Below are 21,139 nucleotides of genomic sequence, written 5' to 3' on the forward strand. Positions count from 1 at the left end.
TGACTGCTGCGTTGGACACGGTGCGGTTTGTTCCCCCGGTGGATCCCAGGGCTGATTTCAGATTGGGGGAGTCGGATGTTTCACCGTCGGCGTCCCCAACGAAGTGAGGAAGGTGTGATCCCAACCCTGAGCCGCTGGTCGAGCCGAGGGAGCTCGGCCCTGGACGAGCCGCACGGAGGGGGCGTGAACGATGCCCCGTCTTCTGAGGGTCTCGTCAGAGATCCCCTGTTCCGGGGTGCGATCTGTGGATGGAGGAAGTGCGTGAAAGCAGCAATGAACAATGCTCTGATCTCAGCGCTCTGTGTGGCTCTGCTGGCCGGCTGTGGAGGTTCACCTGAGCCGGTGCCGAGCCAGGAGTTCGACGACGTGGTGGCTCTGGAGCCGCCCCCGGGGTATGAGTTCATCGCGGTGGGCGACAGCGAGCCAGTGCATGACTGGGAGATCAGATTGTCATCGGACTGGCCTGATCTGATCGACTACGACCCTGGTGTCGGGGCCGGGATGGTGATCCAGTCGGGGATGGGGGATCGTGATCCCTTGAAGCCCAGCATGGGGCGGTTTGATGAGTTCTGTGCTGAGGTGGCAGCTGCCGTTCCGCTGGAGGAGGGGGTGTCTCGGGTGGAGGCGTTGCCGCGTCGGTTGATCGATGATGGTCCTGCGTGTGGGTTGGCCTGGCAGCAGGGTGAGGGTGAGACCGCCCAGGTGGTGATGCGGTGGGACCTGTGTCGTCGTGACGGCTGCTGGCGGATCGTGATCAAGGGAGCGGAAGGGCGTGACCATGTGCGGGGCGAGTTCTTGACCTCGCTGGAGACGCTGCGTTTCGTGCCCCGGCCGGTGGTCGGGGATGACGTCGTGGTGCCGTCACCGGAGCCGTCGCCGTCCGCGACGAAGAGCTGACATCGATGGAGGTTGGAAGCATGACCGAGCTGTACGTGCCGCCGGGGGATCTGGGGCGGCTGGCTGCTGCGTTGCACGTCAGCGTCGACGAGCTGGGGAAGGTGGACCAGATCGCGACCCCGAGCCCGGAGGCGGTGATGCCGGGGGGCGAGGCTGGTCGTCTGCTGCGGGATCGCTGCGCGCTGTTCGAGGTGCGGGTCCGATCGATCGCGCGTCGACTGGAATGGATGGCCGATGACATCGCGGAGGCCGACGCCCGGTTCCAGCAGGCTGACGTCCTCGTCGAGGAGGAGCTGCGTGAGGCCGGGCTGCGGCCCACCATCCCGATGCCCGGCCTGCCGCCGAGCTCGTTGCTGTGAGGAGAGAAGAGAGATGGGACCGAGTTGGCAGGACATCGTCACGTGGCGACCTGAGGCACTCAATGACGCGACGGAGGAGTTGCGGAGGGTGAGCGGTGTCGTCGCTGCACAGACAGACGAGGTGGCGGCGGCACTGGCAGGCTTCCGGTCCACGGGAGAGACGGCAGATGTGGTCCGGGAGCGGCTGCAGGAGCACCAGGAGGTGTTGGCGGATCTCGCCAAGGACGTGGACCGGGCCTACCGGGGAGTGGCGGCGGCGGTGGACCAGGTGCGTGAGGTGCAGCGTCTGGTGGCGGAGGTGCTGGACCATGTGGCGGTGCGACCCCACGTGGTGATCGATGCCCACGGCCACCTGGCGACGGTTGACCTCGGGCTTCCGGGGGAGGACCTGGGGCCGGTGCAGGAGCTGGTGCACCGGGCCCTGGCCTTGGCGGTACAGGTGGACACGGACCTGCTGGTGGCACTGGGTGGGCAGCCGCAGCAGGCCAGGCCCACACCCAGGACGGAGCCGACGAACTCACTGATCGGGCACGTCCTGGAGAGCGGCCGTGCCACACGGCCACCATCGCTCCGGGAGCAGTACCCGGACCTGGAGAGGAGCATCCCACGGCCCCCGGTCGGTGGTTTCAGTGAGCGAAAACTGGGCCCGCAGGACCCGAGCTCGCTGAGCTGAGGCCATCCAGGCGGGTCACCAGTCGTCGTCCTTGTCGGGGTCTGGTGGTGCCGGTGTGAGCGTGGTGACGTCCCCGGCGGCGAAGTGGGAGGGGTCGACGGGTTCCGGTTCGGGGTCGAGCCGGGTGACGTCGTAGCCGACGAGGGAACGTCGGCCTTTTTCCTTCTCCTCGTCCTTGCCTGCGGCGTGTGGGGCGTGCCAAGCACCCGGGGCGGTTCTGGCCCCGGTGGCGCCGCTGGTGTTGGTGGGGGCGGGGGAACCGGCTGGACGGAGGGTGCCGCCGTGGGTGGGTGCTGTCCCCGGGGGGAGGACGCCGACGGGGTGGCCGGGGAGGCTGGCACCGGTGCCCGGAGCGGGGATGGCGCTCAGGCCGCGGGCGGCTGCCGCCGCGGCTCCGGTGGTGAGGGTTCCGTTGACGATGGCGGCGTTCGGTGTGGTGGGTCTGGAGCCACCGAGGGCCGGGTTGTGGTAGTCGTCACGCCAGCGGGGGTCGTCGATGTGGATCCCGGGTGGCAGGTAACCGCCGACGGGGCCCTGTGGGGTGAGGCGGGCGTTGATGGGGTGGGTGAGGGCATCCCTGGGCCATTCGGGGTTCTCGATGACAGGGGTGGGGTCTGGACGGATGCTGCCGCCGGGCCCCGGGACCCACCGCACCGGGGGATCGGTCGGGGAGAGGCCGGGGCCACCCACGACGCTGCCGCGAAGGGGGGTGCCGTCGTCGGTGAGCGGACGGATCAGAGCAGACGAGGGGAGCGCAGAACGTGGGATGGCATGATTGCTTCCCGGAACGCCACTGCGATCACTGGGGGCATGGCTTCTGCTGCCGTTACCCGTGCTGTTGGAACCATCCCCCTGTGCCGGAGAACCAGGACCTTTGATTGGGTCAACTGAAGGAAGCCCGATGAGGAGACCGCTGAAGGCCTCATTGGTCTCGTCGAGGATGGCCAGGGCGGCCTTCTCGCGCTCTTCGTTGCGTTGTCTGGCGACTTCCTGGTTGTGCTCGAGCTGGGACATGTGGACCTCGCCGTTGAAGTCGACCACGTGCAGTTCCTGGACGGCCCGGGTCTCGGCGGGGGTGTTGAGGTGGGTGATGAGCTCACCGAAGCGGGTGTTGGCCTGGGAGATCAGGTCGCGGGCCCGGGTGTACTGGTCGTGGAGGTATTCGGCGTGGTGGGCGCACTCCTGGATCACGGCGATGCGTTCGTTGAGGTAGGTGTTGATGCTGTCGCGGATCTCGCCGATGAAGCCGGGGCTGCGTCGGATGCCGTTGACGGTCTGTTCCAGGGTCGTGAGGGATTCCTGGATCTGCTCGTAGATGGCATGGTCGGGTTGGTCGGCGTGGGCCAGCTCGGCCAGGTCACGCAGCCGCTCGTAGTTGGGGCTCTGTGGCATGGTTCAGACCTCCTTGGGGGCATTGGGGCCGGTGACCGGGACGACAGGGTGAGAGTCGTCCGGGGCTGCGGGTGCTGCGGTGATGGAGAGCTGGAGGGCCTCCTGTCCGGCCTGGATGTCCCCCTCGGTCTCCTCCAGGCGGCTCTGGCAGACCTGCAGGCCTGTGGCGAAGGCGGTGAGATCCTCGGTGAGGGCGTCGAGGCGTGCCTTCACCTCCCCCAGACCCTTCAGGTAACGCTCCTGGAATCCGAGGGGACCGAGCTCACTTTGTCCCCACTGCGGTGCGCCCTGGACGCCAACCAGACCGTCGAACTGCTGGGAGCAGCCCGTGCCCTGATCGTAGGCATCACCCTTGGTGGTGTTGATGGCGCGGTTGGCCTGCTCCTCGTCGTAGCCCAGATCATACTTTCCCATGGTCGTCCCTCTCGGCGTCGAGTCCCCTGCTGCATGATACGGCCTCTGTGGGGTTGCGCGCGACCACATCCAGCAGGCAGGCCCGTGAGGCTCATCGGTGGTAGCGGGGTGAGGTGCCGAAGTGTGAAGTATCTCGGTGGAGGTAGGCGGCGGTGGGGTCGAGGCCTCGGTAGTGATAGGTGGGGTCGCCGATGGTCTCCGGTGGAGGGAGGAGGCCGTCTTTGTAGTCGGTGATCTTGTCGGGGGTGATGCTGGTGTCTCGGCGGTGGAAGAGGGGGTTGGTGTCCTCGAGGGTGGTGGGGTCGGTGTTGAGGAAGGATCTGCTTTGCATGATGCCGTAGCCGTAGTAAGGGTTGGGTTGTTCGCCGACGGGGTGGGCGGTGGCGATGAGGGCGCGGATCAGTTGGTTTCCGGTGGCGTTGGGCCATTTCTGTTTGCCGAGGGCGAGGAGGCCGGTGACCATGGGGGTGGCGAAGGAGGTGCCTTGGGCGGTGGTGATGACGGTGAGGTCGCCGTTGGGGTCGGGGTCTTTGAGGGTGATGTCCTCGCCGGGGGCCATGATGGTGACGAAGTCTCCGACGGAGGAGAATTTGGATCGTTCGATGTCGAGGGTGAGGGAGCCGACTCCGACTATGGTGTTGTAAGATTTCAAATTGGTTGTCACACTGGGACTTCGTTCTGGGGTTTCTTCTCCGCTGTTGCCAGCGCCGACGATGAGAGGGACTCCTAGGCTGGCGGCTCTGATAATAGCTGAGGTCTCATGGGAGTGGACATATGATTCTGCGGAGAGGTTGATGATGTCGGCGCCGTCGTCGAGGGCTTGGTGAATGATGGCGGAGAGGGTGGGGGCTGCGGGGCAGCGTTCGTCGCTGGCTGGGTCATAGGTGGTGAGTGTGGTGTAGTTGATGATGTGGGCGTCTGGTGCCCAGCCCCAGTTGCGGTTTGCGAGGATGCCTGCGATGGCGGTGGAGTGGGATCGTGATTCGGGGGTGTTGGTGTAGTTGCAGGGGTTCTTGATCTCGATGTTGGCTCCCTGGAGTTCGGGGACGGTGAGGTCGGGGGAGCCTTCGATGTAGGCGATGGTGACACCTTTTCCGGTGAGTCCGAGGCTGCGGAACTCGTCGAATCTGGTGAGGGAGGTGTATTTCTGGTCGGTGATGGTGTCCTCGGCGTGGGCTGGTGTGGTGGGGGTGAGGAGCAGGGTGGTGGCCAGGGTGAGGGCTGCCAGGTGCGGGGGTGGCGCATCAGGGTCTCCTTCGGGTTCATCGGTGGTAGCGGGGTGAGGTGCCGAAGTGGGAGCGTGTTGGGTGGTGGTAGACGGCGTCTGGGTCGAGTCCGCGGTAGCGGTAGGTGGGGTCGCCGAGGGTTTTTGTGGGGAGGAGGAGGCCGTCTTTGTAGTCGGTGATCGTGTCGGGGGTGACGTTTTTGTCTCTTCTGGTGAACAGGGGGTTGGTGTCCTCGAGGGTGGTGGGGTCGGTGTTGAGGAAGGGGGAGATCTGCATGATGCCGTAGCCGTAGTAGGGGTTGGGTTGTTCGCCGACGGGGTGGGCAGTGGTGATGAGGGCGCGGATCAGTTGGTTTCCGGTGGCGTTGGGCCATTTCTGTTTGCCGAGGGCGAGCAGCCCAGAGACCATGGGTGCAGACGCTGAGGTGCCTTGGGCGGTGGTGATGACGGTGAGGTCGCCGTTGGCATCGGGGGTTCTGAGGGTGATGTCTTCGCCGGGGGCCATGATGGTGACGAACTCTCCGACGGAGGAGAATTCGGAGCGTTCGAGGTCGAGGGTGAGGGAACCGACTCCGACCACGGTGTTGAGAGATGCCAAGCTGGTTTCGTCCTTGAACCCCGGATTCCGTGCTTCTTCCCCGCTGTTTCCTGCGCTCACGACAACAGGGACCCCCATGCTGGTGGCTCTGATGATGGCTGTGCTCTCGTGGTAAGGGAAGTAGGCTCCTGTGGACAAGTTGATGATGTCAGCTCCATCGTCGAGGGCTTGATGGATGATGGCGGAGAAACTGGGTGCTGCTGAGCAGTATTCGTCAACAGAGGTGTCATAGGAGGTGAGTGTTGTGTAGTTGATGATGTGAGCGTCTGGTGCCCAGCCCCAGTTGCGGTTTGCGAGGATGCCTGCGATGGCGGTGGAGTGGGCTCGTGATTTGGGGGTGTTGGTGTAGTTGCAGGGGTTCTTGATCTCGATGTCGGTTCCTTGGAGTTCGGGGACGGTGAGGTCGGGTGCTGCTTCGATGTAGGCGATGGTGACGCCTGTGCCGGTCAGCCCGAGGTCGTGAAGGGCTTTGATACCAGCGACTGAGGTGTATTTCTGGTCGGTGATGGTGTCCTCGGCGTGGGCTGGTGTGGTGGGGGTGAGGAGCAGGGTGGTGGCCAGGGTGAGGGCTGCCAGGTGCGGGGGTGGCGCATCAGGGTCTCCTTCGTCCGGTGCCTGCCATGGTAGAACAGCTGCGGAGGCGCACCAGCATGGAACCCTCCGGTACTCCGGTCGGGCTGAGGGCGCTCCACGCCCGATTGTCGAGACCTCGTGAGGGTCCACTGATGCTCACACCCCAGCCGATTGTCGTGGATCTGGGTCTGGTCAGAGGGTCTCAACCCGGCTAGTCTTCGCGGTACAACTTCTTCAATGAGGCAGGAGCAGGGATGACAGCAGCTGAGGCGGAGTTGCCGACTCCAGAGGACACACGTTCAGATGCGTACCGGCTGGCGGCCGACCTGCAGGGCTTGGCGAGCGCATCGCGGGCAACCCAGCTGGGGGAGTGGAACGGCGAAGGTGTGCCCGGCTGGGTGGGGGAGGCTGAGGATGCCTACACCTCGTCGATCCAGTACCTCGACGGGAAGTTGAACAGCCTGGTGGCGGCGCTGAACCATGCCGTCTCGCAGGCCTGGGCATGGGGAGATGCCCTGGGTAGGGCGATCAGCGAAATCCCGAAGCTGCACGAGGCCTGGGAAGAGGTGATGATCTGGGAGGCCAAGGAGAAAGAGCGATACAGCCACGCAGTGGAAACAGGGGAGATGGATCCGGGGTTGGCCTGGGTCGGAAAGCAGAGCGTGGAGGAGGAGGCACGCCAGCAACAAAGTGACCTGCGCAAGAAGCACAAGCAGCTGATGCAGGACCTCGACGACGCGGCTGCTGAGCTGGCGGGGCGGGTCAACGAGGCGCGAGCGATGATCCTGCCACCCGAGACGGGGAACTCACGCGACGAGATCGCAAAGAACCTGTTCGATGACGGCTCCATCCTCGAGGCACAGGCCAAGTGGGAGTGGAGCGAGGAGCGGGCCATGGAGATTGCCGAGGAGATCCGGGAGGGAATCGATTCGAGTGACACTCGGGAAGTCAGCAAACGAGTGGAAGAATTCCTCGACAAATACGGAGAGGACCTGGCGGACCCATTGGTTGCCACTGCTCTGGGAAAGTTGATTCCGCCTGATGAGTTGACGAACTACTTCTTGGATACGGTCCACCGTATCGGTGACAACAAAGTGAGTGACCAGTTCATGGGAGCCATCGGGACGGCGATGGTGTTGGCATCGGGAGGCGTGAACCTGTCGGCGGAGGCAGCAGAGAACCAGGACCTGTACCTGCGCTTCGAGAAAGCTCTTCCGGAGACGAGTGACGGCGCTCTCTCAGCCCATGAGAGCTATGCGCAGCAGATGCTTCAGGCTGGCAGGTCAGAATACACGCGGCCATGGTTGACGGGACCTGTTTCCAAGGGATTCGAGGTGATGTCCCAGATGATGGGGCAGGCTGGACTGTCGAACCCGCACCTTGCGATGGGGGACGAACTCCTGCTTGCGAAGGATGACAGCGGCAGTTTCATGCATGATGTGTTACGCCATGATGCAGATGTCATGCATGATCTCCGCCACGGGGCGGAAAAGTGGCACTGGAGCGGGACGCGACGGATTTTTGTTACCTTTGATGAGAGGCTGGAGGACCCGATCTATGCACTGTCAACGTTGATGAATCATCCAGAGGGCTTCCCGGGCAGTCCCAGCGAGGCGATGTTGGAGAAGGAACGGGATCGGTTGGATGCAGTACGCGAGTTCTTGGGTTCCGAAGTTGATGGTGTGGTGTCAGAGCCGATCAACGTGACCGAGCACATCATGGGGGGCAGGACCATGAGCATGTCGTTTCCCTACGGTCTGGGAAGCAGGTACAACTATTCAGGTTTTCCTGATGGTGGCGTGCAGTTCAGCATGGTGGCTGCCGAGGCCGCCTTTCCGGAGTCGGAGGAGGGTTACGATGAGCTGAGCAGCACGGAGCAGGAGGCTTGGCTGCGTCGAGACACGCTCGGAACCACCATCGTGGAGGGTTACGTGCGAGGCTACCAGAAGGGGCTCGATGTCTACAGGCCGTCAGGAATCGGCGACATCGACGGCCAGCTGCCGTATGGGTACGAGAACCAGGCGATGCGCTCAGTGGCGGCTGACGTGATCGGACCACGCAGCAAGGGCATCTCGCTTTCCCTGGGAGGCATCGACCGGATGTCTCCTGGGATGCAGGATGGAGAGAAAGCCCGTCACCTGGTGGTGCTGGACAAGGATACCACGGACAAACTGCGGGGCACCGGTGGGGTGTTGGTGGATCTGGCCTTTGATGGTGCGACTCCTGAGGAGGGAAGTGAGGGTGGCAGCCGCAGGATGACAGCGACGGACAAACTGCTGCTCTGGGCGAGCAACGGCTACGCGGATGATCTGCGGTGGACCATTGACCAGGATGCTCGTCCTGCCAATCCCACAGCAGGGGTTCCTGAGGTGACCCGTTCGTGGACGCCTGTCGTCGAGACTCTCTTCGAGACTCCAGAGGGTGCCTCGGAGCAGCTCCAGGAGATCTTCAAGAAACGCAATGAGACCTGGAAACCGATTGCTGGAGCCGCCGGTACGGTGGGCGCTGGTGCGGCCACCCTCATGACCGGTCCCACTGGAGGGTTCGTCGCAACCTCGGCAGACGCAACGTACCAGTCGATGTTGGACTCCCTCCTGCCCACCGACCAGGACACCACGCCGGGGCAACAGTATGCCCCCACGACAGGTCTGATGATGGGAACACTGGCCACGGTCGCAGCCGAGGAGCTGGACTTCTCCAAGGCGCCCCAGGTGCCAAGTTACTTTTTGAGGCGCAGTGAGCGGTCATCCGAGGTAGTAGGCCCAGGTGAGACCATTCTTCCGGTCAGTTCCATGAGTCCTGAAGCCATGACAGTCTTCCAGCAGTACCTCACGAGCGGCTTGCGCGAGTGGGACTTTGACGAGGCGCTGAGTGTGATGGGGGACAGTGCGGATAGTACCCACACCCAGAACAAGGAAGCGGCTGAAGAGAAATGATGAGCTGTGGAGTGCTGTCGTGAAACAAAAGCGCAGAGATGGTCGAGGTGGAGGTCTGATGCGGAGGGCGAGTTTTCTGTCGCTGGCTGTGGGTTCTCTGGCGGCGACTCTTGGGCCGGGGGTGTGGGGTCATCTGTTCGGGGAACCTGAGGTGGATCGGGGTTCTTCGAGGAATCGCGAGCTGATTGAGATGCCAACGGAGTTCGCTGACACCTTTTCCGTTGATCTGGTGGAGGGGTGGGTTTCTGAGATGTACCCCGATAAAGCGGGTGCTTTCTGTTGGGTTTGGGATGCGGTGGACACCGTTCCAGATCCTGGACCGGCCTTGAAGATCGAGCACATCCATAACTCGACTGCGGAGCATATCAATTCAGCGCGGCATTCTGAAGTTCCAATGCTGAGCTATGACGAGGTTGTGAGGCAGCGGAGCGCGATGTATGGATCAGGCGGTTACAGGGGTTTTGTGCTCATGCCTGAGCGGATCATCGGGGGTGAGGCCGCCGTTGGGATGGGCTACCGTAGTGTGGCGGTGGGGCGTAGAGTGGTCAGGGTTGAGTACTATATCATTCGGCATGATGGCCTGTGGGTCTTCACCTTGTTCTCCGGGATCAATCGAGATGTGATTGATCCTGACACGTATCGAGTGTTGGACACGTTTCATTGGACCGGGCCGTATGTTGAGCCTTCTCCTGAACCCAGTGCCTCTGAGGATGAGTGAGGTGTACCCGGTGGAGCATCAGGGCCCTGGGACAGGTGTGTCTGCCCGTCGCCGGGTCTCGACAGGACGGCTCGCTGGCGCCCACGGCCCGCTGTCGGCCAGTGTGAAGGCTGGTCCTGCGCACACAACTCACGAAAGGAAGGAACATGACTGACCTGGAGTTCTCTCGCGAGGCCGTCGGGGTCAAGGCCAAGCAGAACTGGCACGACTCCGAGACCTTCGCCGTCATCGGCGGACAGGCAGGGCGGCTCGACCCCGTTCCGGCGTTCGTTGACCTGCCGGTCATCCCGGCAGGCGGCGTCGCCTCCCTGCGCAAGACGTTCAGCACCTTCTGCCTCGACATGGAGAAGGTGCTCATGGAGTTCTCCGACGCCTGCGCCATCCTCGGCTCCGGGACCAACAGCGCCGTCAGCAACATGGACGACACCGAAGAGACCACCTCCGAGCAGTTCATCGAGCTGAGCCGTCGCATGGGCGGGGTTCCCAGCTGACATGATGGACCCCTGACCGCCACTGGCCCTGGGAGACACGATGAGAACCATGCTGCGCAGGCTGATCGCCACCGGAGTGACCCTCCTCACCGTCGCCGGGTGCACCCCCGGCGACCCGCCCTCCGACCCGTCATCACCCGCGTCGACCACCCCCACGGCCTCCCCCGAGGACACCAGACCGCCCATCGAGCAGATCATCGACGTCCCGTTCAGGATGGACCACAGCGTCCTGCCCGACGGAGTCACCGAATCACCCACCTGGGGCAGCGTCACCCTCAACGGCGATGGCACCGTCGTCGGTGATGAATGCCTGACCTTCATCTCCAACCCCACCCACTGGAGGCGCGACGGTGACATCCTGAAGTTCTGCACCAGTGAGGACTGCGAGTTCTGGTCGGAGTGGACGGTGCGCAAACCCGAACAGGAGGAAGGGAAACCAGCGGTCTTCGAGCTGGTCTTCGCCAACGCCAAGGACGACCAGGGCAACGAGATCATCCGAATCCTGCGCGCCAAGCAGTGAGACTCACCGCAGCAGGTACAGGGCCGAGACGACGGTGAGCACCAGCACGATCCGGTTGAACCAGGTCTGGTTCAACCGGCGGAACACCGCCCGCCCCAGCCACGTCCCGAGCAGCACCACCGGGGCCAGCACCAGCAGCGGCACCACCATCTCGGCCCGGAACAGCCCCAGCCCGGCGGAGAACGGCAGCTTCGCCACGTTGACCAGGAAGAAGAACCACGCCTGGGTCCCCATCAACCGGGCCATGTCGAAACCGGCCGCCATGAAGTACAGCACCATCACCGGTCCCCCGGAATTCGCAGCCATGGTCGTGAAACCCCCGAGCGTGCCGTAAGCGGCACGACCCCCGGTCCCCGTCACCACCAGCGAGTCCAGCCCCCGTCTGATCCCCCACACGGTCAGGCCGGTCAGCGCCAACAGGATCACCCCGATGGTGCGACGCATCACGACGTCGTCAACCCAGGCCAGGAACAGCGCCCCCAGCACCAGCCCGGCCACCACCGTCGGCACCAGACGACGCAGCGCCCTGAAATCGGCCTCCCGGCGGTAGGCCCAGATGGCCACCAGATCCCCGGTCAGCAGCAGCACCAGCAGCATCGCCGTCGACTCGCGGGCGGGCAGCACCGTCGCGAACAGGGCGACGGCCAGAGTCGCCAGCCCGGGCAACGCGGTCTTCGCGATCCCGACCAGCAGCGCCCCCGCCACCAGTGCCGGCCACACCACCTGGGAGTCGATCATGTCTCAGAAGTTTCCGGTGCCGCTCGGCTGGTTGGTGAACCGGCTGTAGTGGCCCTGGAAGAGCGCGTCGATCCGGTCGAGCTGCCCGTTGCGGTGCTTGAGGATGTGGAAGTTCGCCAGTCCGCGTTCCTCGTCGGCAGGGTTCTCCTTGTACATCTCGGGGCGGTGCAGCATGATGACGATGTCCGCATCCTGCTCAAGCGAGCCGGACTCACGCAGGTCACTGAGCTGTGGGACGCCGTCCTTGCGTTGTTCGGTGTTGCGGGACAGCTGGGACAACGCGATGACCGGCACCTCCAGCTCCTTCGCCAACAGTTTGATCTGCCGCGAGAACTCGGAGACCTCCAGCTGCCGCGACTCCACCTTCTTGCCCGAGGTCATGAGTTGGATGTAGTCGATGCACACCAGTTGCAGGTTGTGGTGCTGTTTGAGACGACGGGCCTTCGCCCGGATCTCCATCATCGTCAGGTTGGGGGAGTCGTCGATGAAGAACGGTTTCGGCATCAGCTGGACGTGCTTGTCGGTGATGCGTTGCCAGTCGGCCTCATCCATCTTGCCGCCACGGATCTTCTGCAGTGGCACCGACGCCTCCGCGCTCAGCACCTTCATCACGATCTCCGTGCGGCTCATCTCCAGGGAGAAGAAGACGGTGGCCAGGTCGTGGTGCAGGGCGGCGGAACGGCACACGTCGAGGGCGAAGGTTGATTTCCCGACGCCGGGACGGGCCGCGACGATGACCATCTGGCCGGGGTGGAGACCGTTGGTGAGTGCATCGAGGTCGATGAACCCGGTGGGGACACCGGAGAGGGCGTCGCCGGAGTTCTGGATGCTCTCCATCTCGTCGACGGTGGGCTCCAGCAGCTCCCCGATGGACTTGTAGTCGTCGCCGGCCCGTTTGCTGGAGACCTCGAAGAGGGTCTGCTGGGCCTCGTCGACGATCTTGTCCACCTCACCCTGACCGGCGTAGCCGAGCTGGGCGATGCGGATGGAGGCCTCGACGAGTCGTCGCAGGATGGCCTTCTCCCGCACGATCTCCGCGTAGTAGGAGGCGTTGGCGGCGACGGAGATGCTGGAGAGCAGGTCGTGGAGGTAGACGGGGCCTCCCACGCGTTGCAGGTCGCCGGTGCGGCCGAGCTCGGCGGCGACGGTGATGGGGTCGGCGGGTTCGCCCTTGCCGTAGAGGGTGACGATGGATTCGTAGATGGTCTCGTGGCGGGGCTGGTAGAAGTCGCGGCCCTTGACCACCTCCACGACGTCGGAGATGGCGTCCTTGCTCATGAGCATCGCACCCAGCACGCTGCGTTCGGCGGGGTCGTCCTGGGGCGGGGTGGGACCGGCGGGTGTACGTTCCTCGTACTCCTCGTACGGCTCTGACATCTGTTCCCTCTCCTCCTCCGCTCGGCCACCAATGTAGACCAGACATCCGATGGGTTCTGCCGGACAGTGCAGCATGCTGTGGAAAACTCTGTGGAACCGTGTGGGAAGTTGTGGGGGCGAGTCCGTGATTGCGAGCCGAGGGTGCGGAAAAGTGCCCTTGATCTGTTACGGAACCGTTATATCAGCAAGGATTGTGGGTAACTTCTGGGGATAACTGTGGAAAATGTGGAAAACCTGGGGGAAGAGTGCAGGGCGGGTGGTGGGCTGTCCGACAGCGCTGGCTGATCGGGTGACCTCGAGGGGGTTGCCGTCGGTGATCCTGTGGCCGCTAGGCTTCATCCGAGGAGGTCGCCGATGCCCACTGCCGAAGAGATGATGCCGTCCCCGGCTGACACCCGCCCACAGATCAGCGTTCTGGTGGCTGATCTCCGCAGGATCGCGAGCCTCGTCGCCACCGGGACGCAGGTGGGTACCTGGGACGGAACGGGCACCCCCGGCTGGGTCGGGGAGGCCGCGGATGCCCACATGGCCTCCATCTCGAAACTGCGCTCAAAACTGTCTCCGTTGGTCAATGGAGTCCAGAACGCGGCCGATGAGGCGGCCAGATGGGCCGAGGCGTTGGGCGCCGTGTTGGACAACAGGATCCCGGAGCTGCACGAGGAATGGAACCACGTCCAACGGGTGGTCGAGGAGGAGCAGCGCAAGGCGGCTGAGGTGCCCTGCAGCCCTGACGGCCACCCGGTCCCCTCCGCCCCGTCGCGAACCGGTGAGATGGACCCATGGGCGCATGCCCGCAGACAGGAACTGCTGGAGGACTACAAGAAGGTCATCGACGAGCTGAACGTGGCCGCACAGGACGCGGCCAAGGCGGTCAAGGTGGCCCGTTCGCTCTTCCTGCCCGATGAGGTGGGGACCTCGCGCAATGAGATCGGTCTGCACATGTTCGAGGACGAGGACTCGATCCTGGAGGCGCAGAACCGGTGGGAACGGGGCGAGGAGATCGCCAAGGAGATCGAGCAACGGTTCGACCAAGGATTCGACAACTCGACGGAACTGCAGGAATTCCTGGACGAGTACGGTGATGACCTCGAAGATCCGTTCGTCGCGACGGCACTGGGCAAGGAGATGACGCCTGATCAGTTGACGAGTGGTGTGCTGCAGAACCTGCGGCACATCCATGATCCGGAACTGTGCAAGGAACTGGTGAGCAAGATGGGTACCTTCCAGGTGCTTGCCGGTGGCGGTACGAATCTGTCCCCAAGGTACGCGGAGAACCAGGAGCTCCTGTTGCAGTTCGAGGATGCTCTGCCGGAAACCCGGGTGGGGGACCTCTCGGCTCACGAAGCCTTCGCGACAAAGATGTTCGAGGCCGGCCGGAAGGAGATCGCCGTGCCGTGGGCACCCCACACGAAGATGAAGGGGACCGAGCTGATCGCCCAGCTCGTCGGTCAGGCCGGGCTGGACAATCCCCACCTCGCCCTGGGTGAACCGGTGCTCAGGGTTGAGGATGAGAAGGACTCCTTCGTGAAGGAACTGCTGCGTCATGATTCCTGGAGACTCCGCAACTACGACGGGACCGAGCGCCGACTCATCTTCCCGTGGCTGGACCCGAAGCTGGAGGACCCGGTGTTCGGGCTGACCACCCTGATGGATCAGCCGGAGGGCGCGGCGACGCATGACAGCGAGGCCGTGCGGCGGCACGAGGCCAACCGTATGGCCGGGCTGAAGAGATTTCTGGCCTCCGAGATCATGGGGGTGGACACGAATGGCGACGGCGTGATCGACGGCGCAGACCGGAAGATCAACATCACCGAGTACATCATGGGCGGCAGGACCGTCAACGAGAGGGAGATCATTCTGGATGGCTCGTTTCAGTCATATTCCGGTTTCCCGGATGGAGGGGTCCAGTTCACGACGGTGGTGGCGGAGGCCTCCCGCCCGGAGTCGGACGAGCTGTTCGATGTGATGTCCAAGGAGGAGCGGGAAGCCTGGCGCGAACGGGATGAACATGCGGTCAGGATCGCCAAGGGGTACCTCTTGGGCTACCAGAACGGGCTGGATGTGTACCGTCCGGAAGGGCGCCACGAAATCGAGGGGCAGCTTCCCTTCGGTTACGAGAACCGGGCTGCCAGAAGCTTGGCTGCAGATGTGATCGGCCCTCATCTCAAGGGGGTCAGCCGGAGCATGGAAACTCCCGTTGGGGCAGGGCAGGATCTGTTCCAGGAGGATGAGGGGAGCAAACGGTACCTCATCGCTCTTGAGGGGGATGACGTGAACCGGCTCCGCGGCACCGAAGGAGTCTTCGCCGACCTGGCCTTCGATGGGGCCTCCGAGTACGGCAAGGCGGCCGAGGACATGGCCCGAGGCAGGATTCCGAGCATCCAACAGCCCTCGGCAGTGGACAAACTGCTGGCGTGGGCTGCCACGGGGTACCAGAAGGACCTCGATGCGTCGTTCGCGGCGGCTCCGGTCCCGTTGGCCGATGATCCGAGATCGAGGATCACGGAGGCCAGCAAGGACTGGACTCACATCACCCACACCCTGTTCACCGCCCCGCAGGGTGCCTCGGCCCTGCAGATGCAGGCGGTCAGCGAGCAGAACGAGATGTGGCGGCAACGGATGGAGACCGGGGTGGTGCTGACCAAGGCGGCTGCCGGGATGTTGAAGTACCCCGGGGTGGAGGCCGTTGCCGAGATCACGGATCATTTCTTGGTGCAGCCGGGGCTGGCTGACGCCTTCCCCGCGGACTTCAGGGCGCAGGACGTGACCAGATCCGGGAGAGGTATGACCGAGGAATTCATGAAGGGCATCCTGATGGCCACGGCAGCCGAAGAGGTGGACTTCTCCCAGGCCAGGATCCCGTTGAGCAAGCTCTACGACTCGGCGAGGGGTGAGATCAAGGTGGTGGACGAGAAGGGCACCCTGTTGCCGTTCGATTCCATGAGCCCCAACTCGCGAGGTCGCTTCTTCGACTACCTGACCCGTGAGCTTGCGGACTGGGAGTTCCAGTATGCGGTGGATGCGGTGAGTGACGAGGTCACCGCTGCGAATCAGGAGCGCCAGTACGTGGTGAGTCATGAGGACGCCAGGCGGGCTGGAGGTCTGGGGGCGCAGGAGCTGGAAGAGGAGGAGGAAGAGTGAGAGGTCTGTGGTTCCGGGGAGTGAGTGTGGCGCTGTTGATTGGGGCCATGCTGTGTCTTGGCTGCGCTCCTGACAGGGAACCCTCGCCTCGGCAGAGTTCGCTTCCTGTGATGCCGACTCCAACCTCCACGTCTGCGCAGATTCAGATGTCGTCGAAGAGTACGGACCTGTACGACGTGGTTATTCCTGAGGGATGGGAATTCAGTCGTTACGGCTACCCATCCAATCCTGCTTTCACGGCCGAGTTGATTGGTGACCCTGCCCCTTCGGCGAGGGTTTTCCTTGAATCTTTCCGTGGTCTTCAGGTTGGCGGGTCAAGGGCCAGTGAAATCAGCCCGGAGGAGGTGTTGGAATTTTATCTCAGCAAGTACTTCGACAAGGGGAGCATGGATCTTGTGGTCCTGCCTGAGCGTGAGATCGGTGGGGAGCGGGCTGTTGGTTTGAGGGTTTGGAGTCAGAAGGAGGGGCACTCGTGGGTGCATGAGGAGTGGTTCGTGGTTCGTCACGACGGGGTGTGGCGTTTCGGGCTGAGTTCTGGCACCTCGCGGGATGTGATCGGGCAGGATGCGTATGCGATTCTTGATTCGTTCAGGTGGACGGGGCCTCAATTGCCTGAGCTGCCGGTGGAAGAGAGTGAGAACTGATGGGGTGGTGTTCTGGATTTGTTGGCGGGCTGGCGCTGGCCTTGTTGGCAGGGTGTTCTGCTGCCAGTTCTGAGAGTGTGTCCTCGCAATCCGCTGCCCTGACGCCGATGCCGACCGCATCGTCTTCGCCGATCCTCGTGTCGTCAAAACAGGCGGACTCGTATGAGGCGGAGGTGCCTGAGGGGTGGGAGCTTGTCAGGTCCAGCCGTGCGGGGGTGGCGAATTTCACCGCGAGGAAGCTCGGTGGGCAGATTCCCTCGGCCTCGGTGGACCTGGAGCACTGGGGCGAGGACTGGGCGCTGGAACGCTACGGTGGGGATCAAGGTGGCGTCTCCAGGCTGAGCCGGGAGAGCGTCTTGGAGCACTACCTGTCAATCTACTCTGACCCCAGATTCACCGATCTCACCGTCCTGCCCGAGCGTGAGATCGGTGGGGAGCAGGCTGTCGGGCTCTCGGTCCGCGCTCCGGCGCCGAGGTCACCAGTGGGCAAGATACTGGGGGAAGAGCTGCAGTGGGAGCAATGGTACGTGGTGCGTCATGACGGGGTGTGGCGGTTCGTCATCAGCTCCGGGCTGGGGCAGGACCGGGCTGACGAGGAGGCCGCGGAGATCCTCGACTCGTTCCGATGGACAGGGCCTGCCGGGTCTCAACCCTCGGCGAGCGAGAGCTGACGTGCTGACAACGATGAACAGGAGATGGCATGAGTGATCTGGAGTTCTCCCGGGAGCGGGTCGGGGTCAAGGCGAAGGAGTCGTGGACCGATTCCGACACCTTCGCCATCATCGGCTCCGAGGCGGGGCGCCTCGACCCCGCGAGTGCGTTCAGTCAGGAGCCCCTCGGGGACAGGCTGGCAGGTGTGGGCGAACTCCGTGCCGCCTTCGACCTGCTGTGCGTCAGTGCAGCGGGAACCATCATGGAGCTCTCCGACGCCTGTGCGGTGCTCGGCTCGGGCACGGACAGTGCCGTCTCGAACATGGACGAGACCGAGCAGCGAAGCTCCTTCGACTTCGAGGAGCTGCATCGGCGCATGTCCGGCGGAGATGAGTTCGAGGGACCTCGATGATCTCCGAGGGACGGTGTGGGACATGCGGTGCACGGGCGCTGTCCACCGATGTGAGCTGCGCCAGGTGCCGTGTCGAACTGCAGGGCTGGAAGGGCCAGTCGGCATGCCTGAACGCCGAGGAGACCCTGAGGGTGGAGAAGAGGGTGCCTCGGCCCTGCAGATGCATGCGATCAGCGAACAGAACGAGATGTGGCAGAGGCGATTGGACGACGGGATGGTGCTGACCAAGGCGGCTGCCGGGATGGTGAAGTACCCCGGGGTGGAGGCCGTTGCCGAGATCACGGATCATTTCTTGGTGCAGCCAGCACTGGCTGACGCCTTCCCTACGGGCTTCAAAGCGCAGGACGTGACCAGGTCTGGAAGGGAAACGACCGAGGAATTCATGAAGGGCATCCTGATGGCCACGGCAGCCGAAGAGGTGGACTTCTCCCAGGCCACGACCCCGCTCATCAGCCTCTACGATTCGGCAGGTGGGAAGATCAAGGTGGTGGACGAGGAGGGCAACCTGCTGCCACTTGAGTCCATGACCCCCAATTCGCGAGGGCGTTTCTTCGACTACCTCACCGGAGATCTTTCGGACTGGGAGTTTCAGTCTGCCGCCGAAACAGTGAGTGATGAGATCACCGCTGCGCATCAGGAGCGTCAGGATGCGGTGCGTCACGAGGAAACCAAGCGGGCGGGAGGCCTGGGTGCGCAGGCGCAGGAGCAGGAAGAGGAGTGAGGAACCTGTCGTGTAGGAGAGTGCTCGGCGCGCTGCTGTTCGTGGCCGCGCTGTGTGCTGGGTGCACTCCTGCCCAGGAGTCTTCGTCTCAGCAGAGTTCGGTGAAACCGCGTCCTACTCCTACGTATGCGCGGATTCAGATGCCCTCTGAGCATGCGGACCAGTACGAGGTGGTGATTCCTGAGAACTGGAAGTCCGACAAGGATGAGTATCCGGACAGCCCGGATTTCATCGCCCAAAGGGTCAGTGATGTGTCTTCCGAAGCAAAGTTTCATCTGGTTCATTCTCCCGGTGGGAAGAGTGGGCTGCGTTCTGAGGGAGGTGATGAGATTCCTCGTGAGACCAGCTTGGAGGAGGAGCTGGATCGTGACATGAAGAGTTATGCTGATCTGGGGGACTCGGTCAAACTTGTGGTGTTGCCTGAGCGTGAGATCGGTGGGGAGCGGGCTGTCGGTTTGAGGGTGCGCTTCATTCATGGGAACTCCTCGTGGCTGCGGGAGGAGTGGCATGTGGTGCGTCATGACGGGGTTTGGGGTTTCAGGTTGACTTCTGGCGCTTCTCGGGATGTGATCGGGCAGGATGCGTATGCAATTCTTGATTCGTTCCGGTGGATAGGCCCGTCGCCGTCGCCGTCGGCTGAGGAGAGTGAGGAATGATGAAGTGTTCCGGTGTGCTGGCCATGATGGTTGCGGTCTTGGTGCTGCTGGGTGGTTGTACGCCCGGTGCGGGGGAGCCTGCCGCATCTGCGCCTCCGACTCAGGTGGCTTCATCCGCCTCGGCCTCGCCGATCGTCAAGCTGTCGGAACAGGCGGACTCGTACGAGGTGGAGGTTCCAGAGGGGTGGGAGCTCGTCAGATCCACTCGGCCGGGGGTGGCGAATTTCACCGCGAGGAAGCTCGGTGGGCAGATTCCTCCGGCTTCGGTGGACCTGGAGCACTGGGGCGAGAACTGGGCGCAGGAGAGCTACGGGGACGAGCAGGGTGGGCTTTCCAACCTGACCAAGGAGACCGTCTTGCAGCACTACCTGTCGATCTACTCTGAGCCCAAGTTCACCGATCTGACCATCCTTGCTGAGCGTGAGATTGGTGGGGAGTCGGCTGTTGGGCTTTCGCTCCGCCCGCCGAAGGTTCTGACAGAGCCAGCACCGGGGCACTGGACAGAGCTGCAGTGGGAGCAGTGGTACGTGGTGCGTCATGATGGGGTGTGGCGGTTCGTCATCAGCTCCGGGCTGGGGCAGGACCGGGCTGACGAGGAGGCCGCGGAGATCCTCGACTCGTTCCGTTGGACAGGGCCTGCCGGGTCTCAACCCTCGGCGAGCGAGAGCTGACGTGCTGACAACGATGAACAGGAGATGGTATGAGTGATCTGGAGTTCTCCCGGCAGCGATCGGTGCGACGGTGATGGTCATCATCGCTGTTCTCATCACAGGAGTGAACTGATGAACGACGAAACACCGGTCAATGACGGCCCTGACAAGTGTGACAAGTGCGGGTTCTACCTGCTCTCCTTCGATGAGCACTGCGGGGAGTGCGAGGCACCGGTTCCGCGGCGCGGATGTGGAAGGCTCCACGATCGTCTCCCCGGCCAGAACCAGTTCCGCTGGGTTCTCGACAGCCGAGGCGCTGGGGTGGACAGCGCCTGCGCGACGGCCGCGTTCCTGTCCCTGCTGCCCTGGCAGCTTCCGCTGGTGGGTCTCTGGGGCCTGCTGGCCTTGTTCGAGGCACTCGCCGCGTTCTGCACGGGCTGTGTGGGGCTGTGGAACGTGAAGGCCAGTGGGCGTGGCGGGAAGGTGCTGGCGGTGCTCGCCCTCATCATCTCAGGGAGTTTCCTGGTGCTGTTCTTGTTCGTGTTGAGCCAAACCGGGACTCCGTCCAGGTCTCGATGAGGCGACCAAGAAGACCCGGAGGATGAACAGGGCCCGTCGGCCGGTCAATGGGTGTCACCTCGACGTGACCGTCTGCACATCAGGGGCCATGAAACCCTCGACATCACCGTCACCCCCTGCCCCGTGTCCGGACCGGGCAGGCCGCCGGGCCCCGGAAACCGGAACGAGCAGGCGAAAGGGCTCGTGGATGGCTTCCCCACCCCTGCCTTACCCCCAGGGGGTATAGTGGGGCGCGTGGAGGAGACCAGGAGCAGCTGCGCGGCACAGCACGGCTACACCGCGGCCAAGGAGGCCTACCTGCGGCGGATGCGCCTCATCGAGGGGCAGGCCCGTGGGGTGGCACGCATGATCGAGCAGGACGAGTACTGCATCGACGTCATGACCCAGATCTCCGCCGTCGCCAGCGCCCTCAAGGCCGTCTCGATGGCTCTGCTCAAGGACCACCTCGAACACTGCGTCGCCGCGGCGGCCCGTGAGGGCGGAGACGTGGCGCAGCAGAAATTCGACGAGGCCATGTCGGCCATCGCTCGACTCGCACGCTGAAACACCCCGGGAGGAACCATGCGAACCACGTACATCGTCAGCGGAATGACCTGCGGCAACTGCGCCAAGCACGTCACCGAGGAGCTGGAGGAACTCGACGGAGTCACCGGCGTCCAGGTGGACTGGGAGAGCGGCAGGACCATCGTCGAGTCCGAGAACCACATCCCCTACGACGCGGTCATCGCGGCCGTTGCCGAAGCGGGCGACTACACCGTCGTCGAGGCCTGACCC

Annotated in this window: 23 protein-coding genes; 17 read left to right on the plus strand and 6 right to left on the minus strand. The window is 63.6% G+C overall.

The window, feature by feature from the left end:
• Window positions 1-273: 273 nt before the first annotated feature.
• The 3 genes from EII34_RS06325 to EII34_RS06335 are packed head-to-tail and all read left to right on the plus strand — an operon-like array spanning window position 274 to window position 1,929.
• The gene (locus EII34_RS06325; RefSeq protein ID WP_124844072.1) at window positions 274-897 is read left to right on the plus strand and encodes a hypothetical protein; all 624 of its coding nucleotides are present in this window, start codon (window positions 274-276) and stop codon (window positions 895-897) included.
• A gap of 20 nt (window positions 898-917) precedes the next feature.
• A complete protein-coding gene (locus EII34_RS06330) occupies window positions 918-1,256 on the plus strand; it encodes a hypothetical protein (protein WP_124844074.1) in 339 nt (112 codons plus the stop codon).
• Window positions 1,257-1,269: 13 nt separating this feature from the next.
• Window positions 1,270-1,929 carry a hypothetical protein gene (locus tag EII34_RS06335; RefSeq protein ID WP_124844076.1) on the plus strand — a complete coding sequence of 220 codons (660 nt, stop codon included), beginning with the start codon at window positions 1,270-1,272 and terminating at the stop codon, window positions 1,927-1,929.
• 15 nt (window positions 1,930-1,944) lie between these two features.
• On the opposite strand, the gene EII34_RS06340 is transcribed toward EII34_RS06335, so the two are convergent.
• The 4 genes from EII34_RS06340 to EII34_RS06355 form a co-directional block, all read right to left on the minus strand.
• Window positions 1,945-3,321 carry a hypothetical protein gene (locus EII34_RS06340; protein WP_124844078.1) on the minus strand — a complete coding sequence of 459 codons (1,377 nt, stop codon included), beginning with the start codon at window positions 3,319-3,321 and terminating at the stop codon, window positions 1,945-1,947.
• A gap of 3 nt (window positions 3,322-3,324) precedes the next feature.
• Complete coding sequence (locus tag EII34_RS06345) at window positions 3,325-3,735, minus strand: hypothetical protein (protein WP_124844080.1); 411 nt, start codon at window positions 3,733-3,735, stop codon at window positions 3,325-3,327.
• Between the two features lie 91 nt (window positions 3,736-3,826).
• Window positions 3,827-4,963 (minus strand): S8 family peptidase, encoded by a 1,137-nt coding sequence (locus EII34_RS16485; protein WP_311767283.1) that lies wholly within the window; start codon window positions 4,961-4,963, stop codon window positions 3,827-3,829.
• A 34-nt stretch (window positions 4,964-4,997) separates the two neighbouring features.
• Window positions 4,998-6,281, minus strand: a complete 1,284-nt coding sequence (locus EII34_RS06355) for a S8 family peptidase (RefSeq protein WP_124844084.1) — start codon at window positions 6,279-6,281, stop codon at window positions 4,998-5,000.
• 104 nt (window positions 6,282-6,385) lie between these two features.
• On the opposite strand from EII34_RS06355, the gene EII34_RS06360 reads away from it, so the two are divergent.
• The 4 genes from EII34_RS06360 (at window position 6,386) to EII34_RS06375 (ending at window position 10,796) form a co-directional block, all read left to right on the plus strand.
• Entirely contained in the window at window positions 6,386-9,067 is a 2,682-nt protein-coding gene (locus EII34_RS06360; protein WP_124844086.1) for a hypothetical protein, read from the plus strand.
• 19 nt (window positions 9,068-9,086) lie between these two features.
• A complete protein-coding gene (locus EII34_RS06365) occupies window positions 9,087-9,785 on the plus strand; it encodes a hypothetical protein (RefSeq protein WP_185711209.1) in 699 nt (232 codons plus the stop codon).
• Window positions 9,786-9,931: 146 nt separating this feature from the next.
• Entirely contained in the window at window positions 9,932-10,276 is a 345-nt protein-coding gene (locus EII34_RS06370) for a hypothetical protein (RefSeq protein ID WP_124844090.1), read from the plus strand.
• Window positions 10,277-10,316: 40 nt separating this feature from the next.
• Window positions 10,317-10,796 (plus strand): hypothetical protein, encoded by a 480-nt coding sequence (locus EII34_RS06375; RefSeq protein ID WP_124844092.1) that lies wholly within the window; start codon window positions 10,317-10,319, stop codon window positions 10,794-10,796.
• Between the two features lie 3 nt (window positions 10,797-10,799).
• Here the strand turns inward: EII34_RS06375 and EII34_RS06380 are convergent, their stop codons facing one another.
• The gene (locus EII34_RS06380; protein ID WP_124844094.1) at window positions 10,800-11,534 is read right to left on the minus strand and encodes a sulfite exporter TauE/SafE family protein; all 735 of its coding nucleotides are present in this window, start codon (window positions 11,532-11,534) and stop codon (window positions 10,800-10,802) included.
• A gap of 3 nt (window positions 11,535-11,537) precedes the next feature.
• Window positions 11,538-12,911 (minus strand): replicative DNA helicase, encoded by a 1,374-nt coding sequence (gene dnaB / locus EII34_RS06385; RefSeq protein ID WP_124844096.1) that lies wholly within the window; start codon window positions 12,909-12,911, stop codon window positions 11,538-11,540.
• Window positions 12,912-13,265: 354 nt separating this feature from the next.
• Between dnaB and EII34_RS06390 the strand changes: the two genes are divergently transcribed.
• From EII34_RS06390 to EII34_RS06435, 10 genes are all read left to right on the plus strand, one after another.
• The gene (locus EII34_RS06390; RefSeq protein WP_124844098.1) at window positions 13,266-16,052 is read left to right on the plus strand and encodes a hypothetical protein; all 2,787 of its coding nucleotides are present in this window, start codon (window positions 13,266-13,268) and stop codon (window positions 16,050-16,052) included.
• A 110-nt stretch (window positions 16,053-16,162) separates the two neighbouring features.
• Complete coding sequence (locus EII34_RS06395; protein WP_124844100.1) at window positions 16,163-16,696, plus strand: hypothetical protein; 534 nt, start codon at window positions 16,163-16,165, stop codon at window positions 16,694-16,696.
• Window positions 16,697-16,869: 173 nt separating this feature from the next.
• Window positions 16,870-17,367, plus strand: a complete 498-nt coding sequence (locus tag EII34_RS06400; RefSeq protein ID WP_124844102.1) for a hypothetical protein — start codon at window positions 16,870-16,872, stop codon at window positions 17,365-17,367.
• A 29-nt stretch (window positions 17,368-17,396) separates the two neighbouring features.
• Window positions 17,397-17,759 carry a hypothetical protein gene (locus EII34_RS06405; protein ID WP_124844104.1) on the plus strand — a complete coding sequence of 121 codons (363 nt, stop codon included), beginning with the start codon at window positions 17,397-17,399 and terminating at the stop codon, window positions 17,757-17,759.
• 103 nt (window positions 17,760-17,862) lie between these two features.
• Entirely contained in the window at window positions 17,863-18,480 is a 618-nt protein-coding gene (locus tag EII34_RS06410; protein ID WP_124844106.1) for a hypothetical protein, read from the plus strand.
• A gap of 140 nt (window positions 18,481-18,620) precedes the next feature.
• The gene (locus tag EII34_RS06415; RefSeq protein WP_124844108.1) at window positions 18,621-19,136 is read left to right on the plus strand and encodes a hypothetical protein; all 516 of its coding nucleotides are present in this window, start codon (window positions 18,621-18,623) and stop codon (window positions 19,134-19,136) included.
• Between the two features lie 215 nt (window positions 19,137-19,351).
• Window positions 19,352-19,807, plus strand: coding sequence for a hypothetical protein (locus tag EII34_RS06420; protein WP_124844110.1), 456 nt, complete (start codon window positions 19,352-19,354; stop codon window positions 19,805-19,807).
• A 111-nt stretch (window positions 19,808-19,918) separates the two neighbouring features.
• Complete coding sequence (locus EII34_RS06425; protein ID WP_124844112.1) at window positions 19,919-20,365, plus strand: hypothetical protein; 447 nt, start codon at window positions 19,919-19,921, stop codon at window positions 20,363-20,365.
• Window positions 20,366-20,599: 234 nt separating this feature from the next.
• On the plus strand, window positions 20,600-20,908 hold the full coding sequence (locus EII34_RS06430; protein ID WP_124844114.1) for a metal-sensitive transcriptional regulator: 309 nt from the start codon (window positions 20,600-20,602) through the stop codon (window positions 20,906-20,908).
• An 18-nt stretch (window positions 20,909-20,926) separates the two neighbouring features.
• Window positions 20,927-21,136, plus strand: coding sequence for a heavy-metal-associated domain-containing protein (locus tag EII34_RS06435; RefSeq protein WP_124844116.1), 210 nt, complete (start codon window positions 20,927-20,929; stop codon window positions 21,134-21,136).
• The last annotated feature ends 3 nt before the right edge of the window (window positions 21,137-21,139 follow it).

Origin of the sequence: Arachnia propionica (assembly GCF_003859805.1) — a bacterium.
Classification (GTDB): Bacteria; Actinomycetota; Actinomycetes; order Propionibacteriales; family Propionibacteriaceae; genus Arachnia; species Arachnia propionica_C.

Excerpts from the sequence above, each read along its gene's own strand:
- EII34_RS06325 (WP_124844072.1), top strand. The coding sequence starts at position 274 with ATGAACAATGCTCTGATCTCAGCGCTCTGTGTGGCTCTGCTGGCCGGC.
- EII34_RS06330 (WP_124844074.1), top strand. The coding sequence starts at position 918 with ATGACCGAGCTGTACGTGCCGCCGGGGGATCTGGGGCGGCTGGCTGCT.
- EII34_RS06335 (WP_124844076.1), top strand. The coding sequence starts at position 1,270 with ATGGGACCGAGTTGGCAGGACATCGTCACGTGGCGACCTGAGGCACTC.
- EII34_RS06340 (WP_124844078.1), bottom strand. The coding sequence starts at position 3,321 with ATGCCACAGAGCCCCAACTACGAGCGGCTGCGTGACCTGGCCGAGCTG.
- EII34_RS06345 (WP_124844080.1), bottom strand. The coding sequence starts at position 3,735 with ATGGGAAAGTATGATCTGGGCTACGACGAGGAGCAGGCCAACCGCGCC.
- EII34_RS06360 (WP_124844086.1), top strand. The coding sequence starts at position 6,386 with ATGACAGCAGCTGAGGCGGAGTTGCCGACTCCAGAGGACACACGTTCA.
- EII34_RS06370 (WP_124844090.1), top strand. The coding sequence starts at position 9,932 with ATGACTGACCTGGAGTTCTCTCGCGAGGCCGTCGGGGTCAAGGCCAAG.
- EII34_RS06375 (WP_124844092.1), top strand. The coding sequence starts at position 10,317 with ATGAGAACCATGCTGCGCAGGCTGATCGCCACCGGAGTGACCCTCCTC.
- EII34_RS06380 (WP_124844094.1), bottom strand. The coding sequence starts at position 11,534 with ATGATCGACTCCCAGGTGGTGTGGCCGGCACTGGTGGCGGGGGCGCTG.
- dnaB (WP_124844096.1), bottom strand. The coding sequence starts at position 12,911 with ATGTCAGAGCCGTACGAGGAGTACGAGGAACGTACACCCGCCGGTCCC.
- EII34_RS06390 (WP_124844098.1), top strand. The coding sequence starts at position 13,266 with ATGCCCACTGCCGAAGAGATGATGCCGTCCCCGGCTGACACCCGCCCA.
- EII34_RS06395 (WP_124844100.1), top strand. The coding sequence starts at position 16,163 with ATGCCGACTCCAACCTCCACGTCTGCGCAGATTCAGATGTCGTCGAAG.
- EII34_RS06405 (WP_124844104.1), top strand. The coding sequence starts at position 17,397 with ATGAGTGATCTGGAGTTCTCCCGGGAGCGGGTCGGGGTCAAGGCGAAG.
- EII34_RS06410 (WP_124844106.1), top strand. The coding sequence starts at position 17,863 with ATGCCTGAACGCCGAGGAGACCCTGAGGGTGGAGAAGAGGGTGCCTCG.
- EII34_RS06415 (WP_124844108.1), top strand. The coding sequence starts at position 18,621 with ATGCCCTCTGAGCATGCGGACCAGTACGAGGTGGTGATTCCTGAGAAC.
- EII34_RS06425 (WP_124844112.1), top strand. The coding sequence starts at position 19,919 with ATGAACGACGAAACACCGGTCAATGACGGCCCTGACAAGTGTGACAAG.
- EII34_RS06435 (WP_124844116.1), top strand. The coding sequence starts at position 20,927 with ATGCGAACCACGTACATCGTCAGCGGAATGACCTGCGGCAACTGCGCC.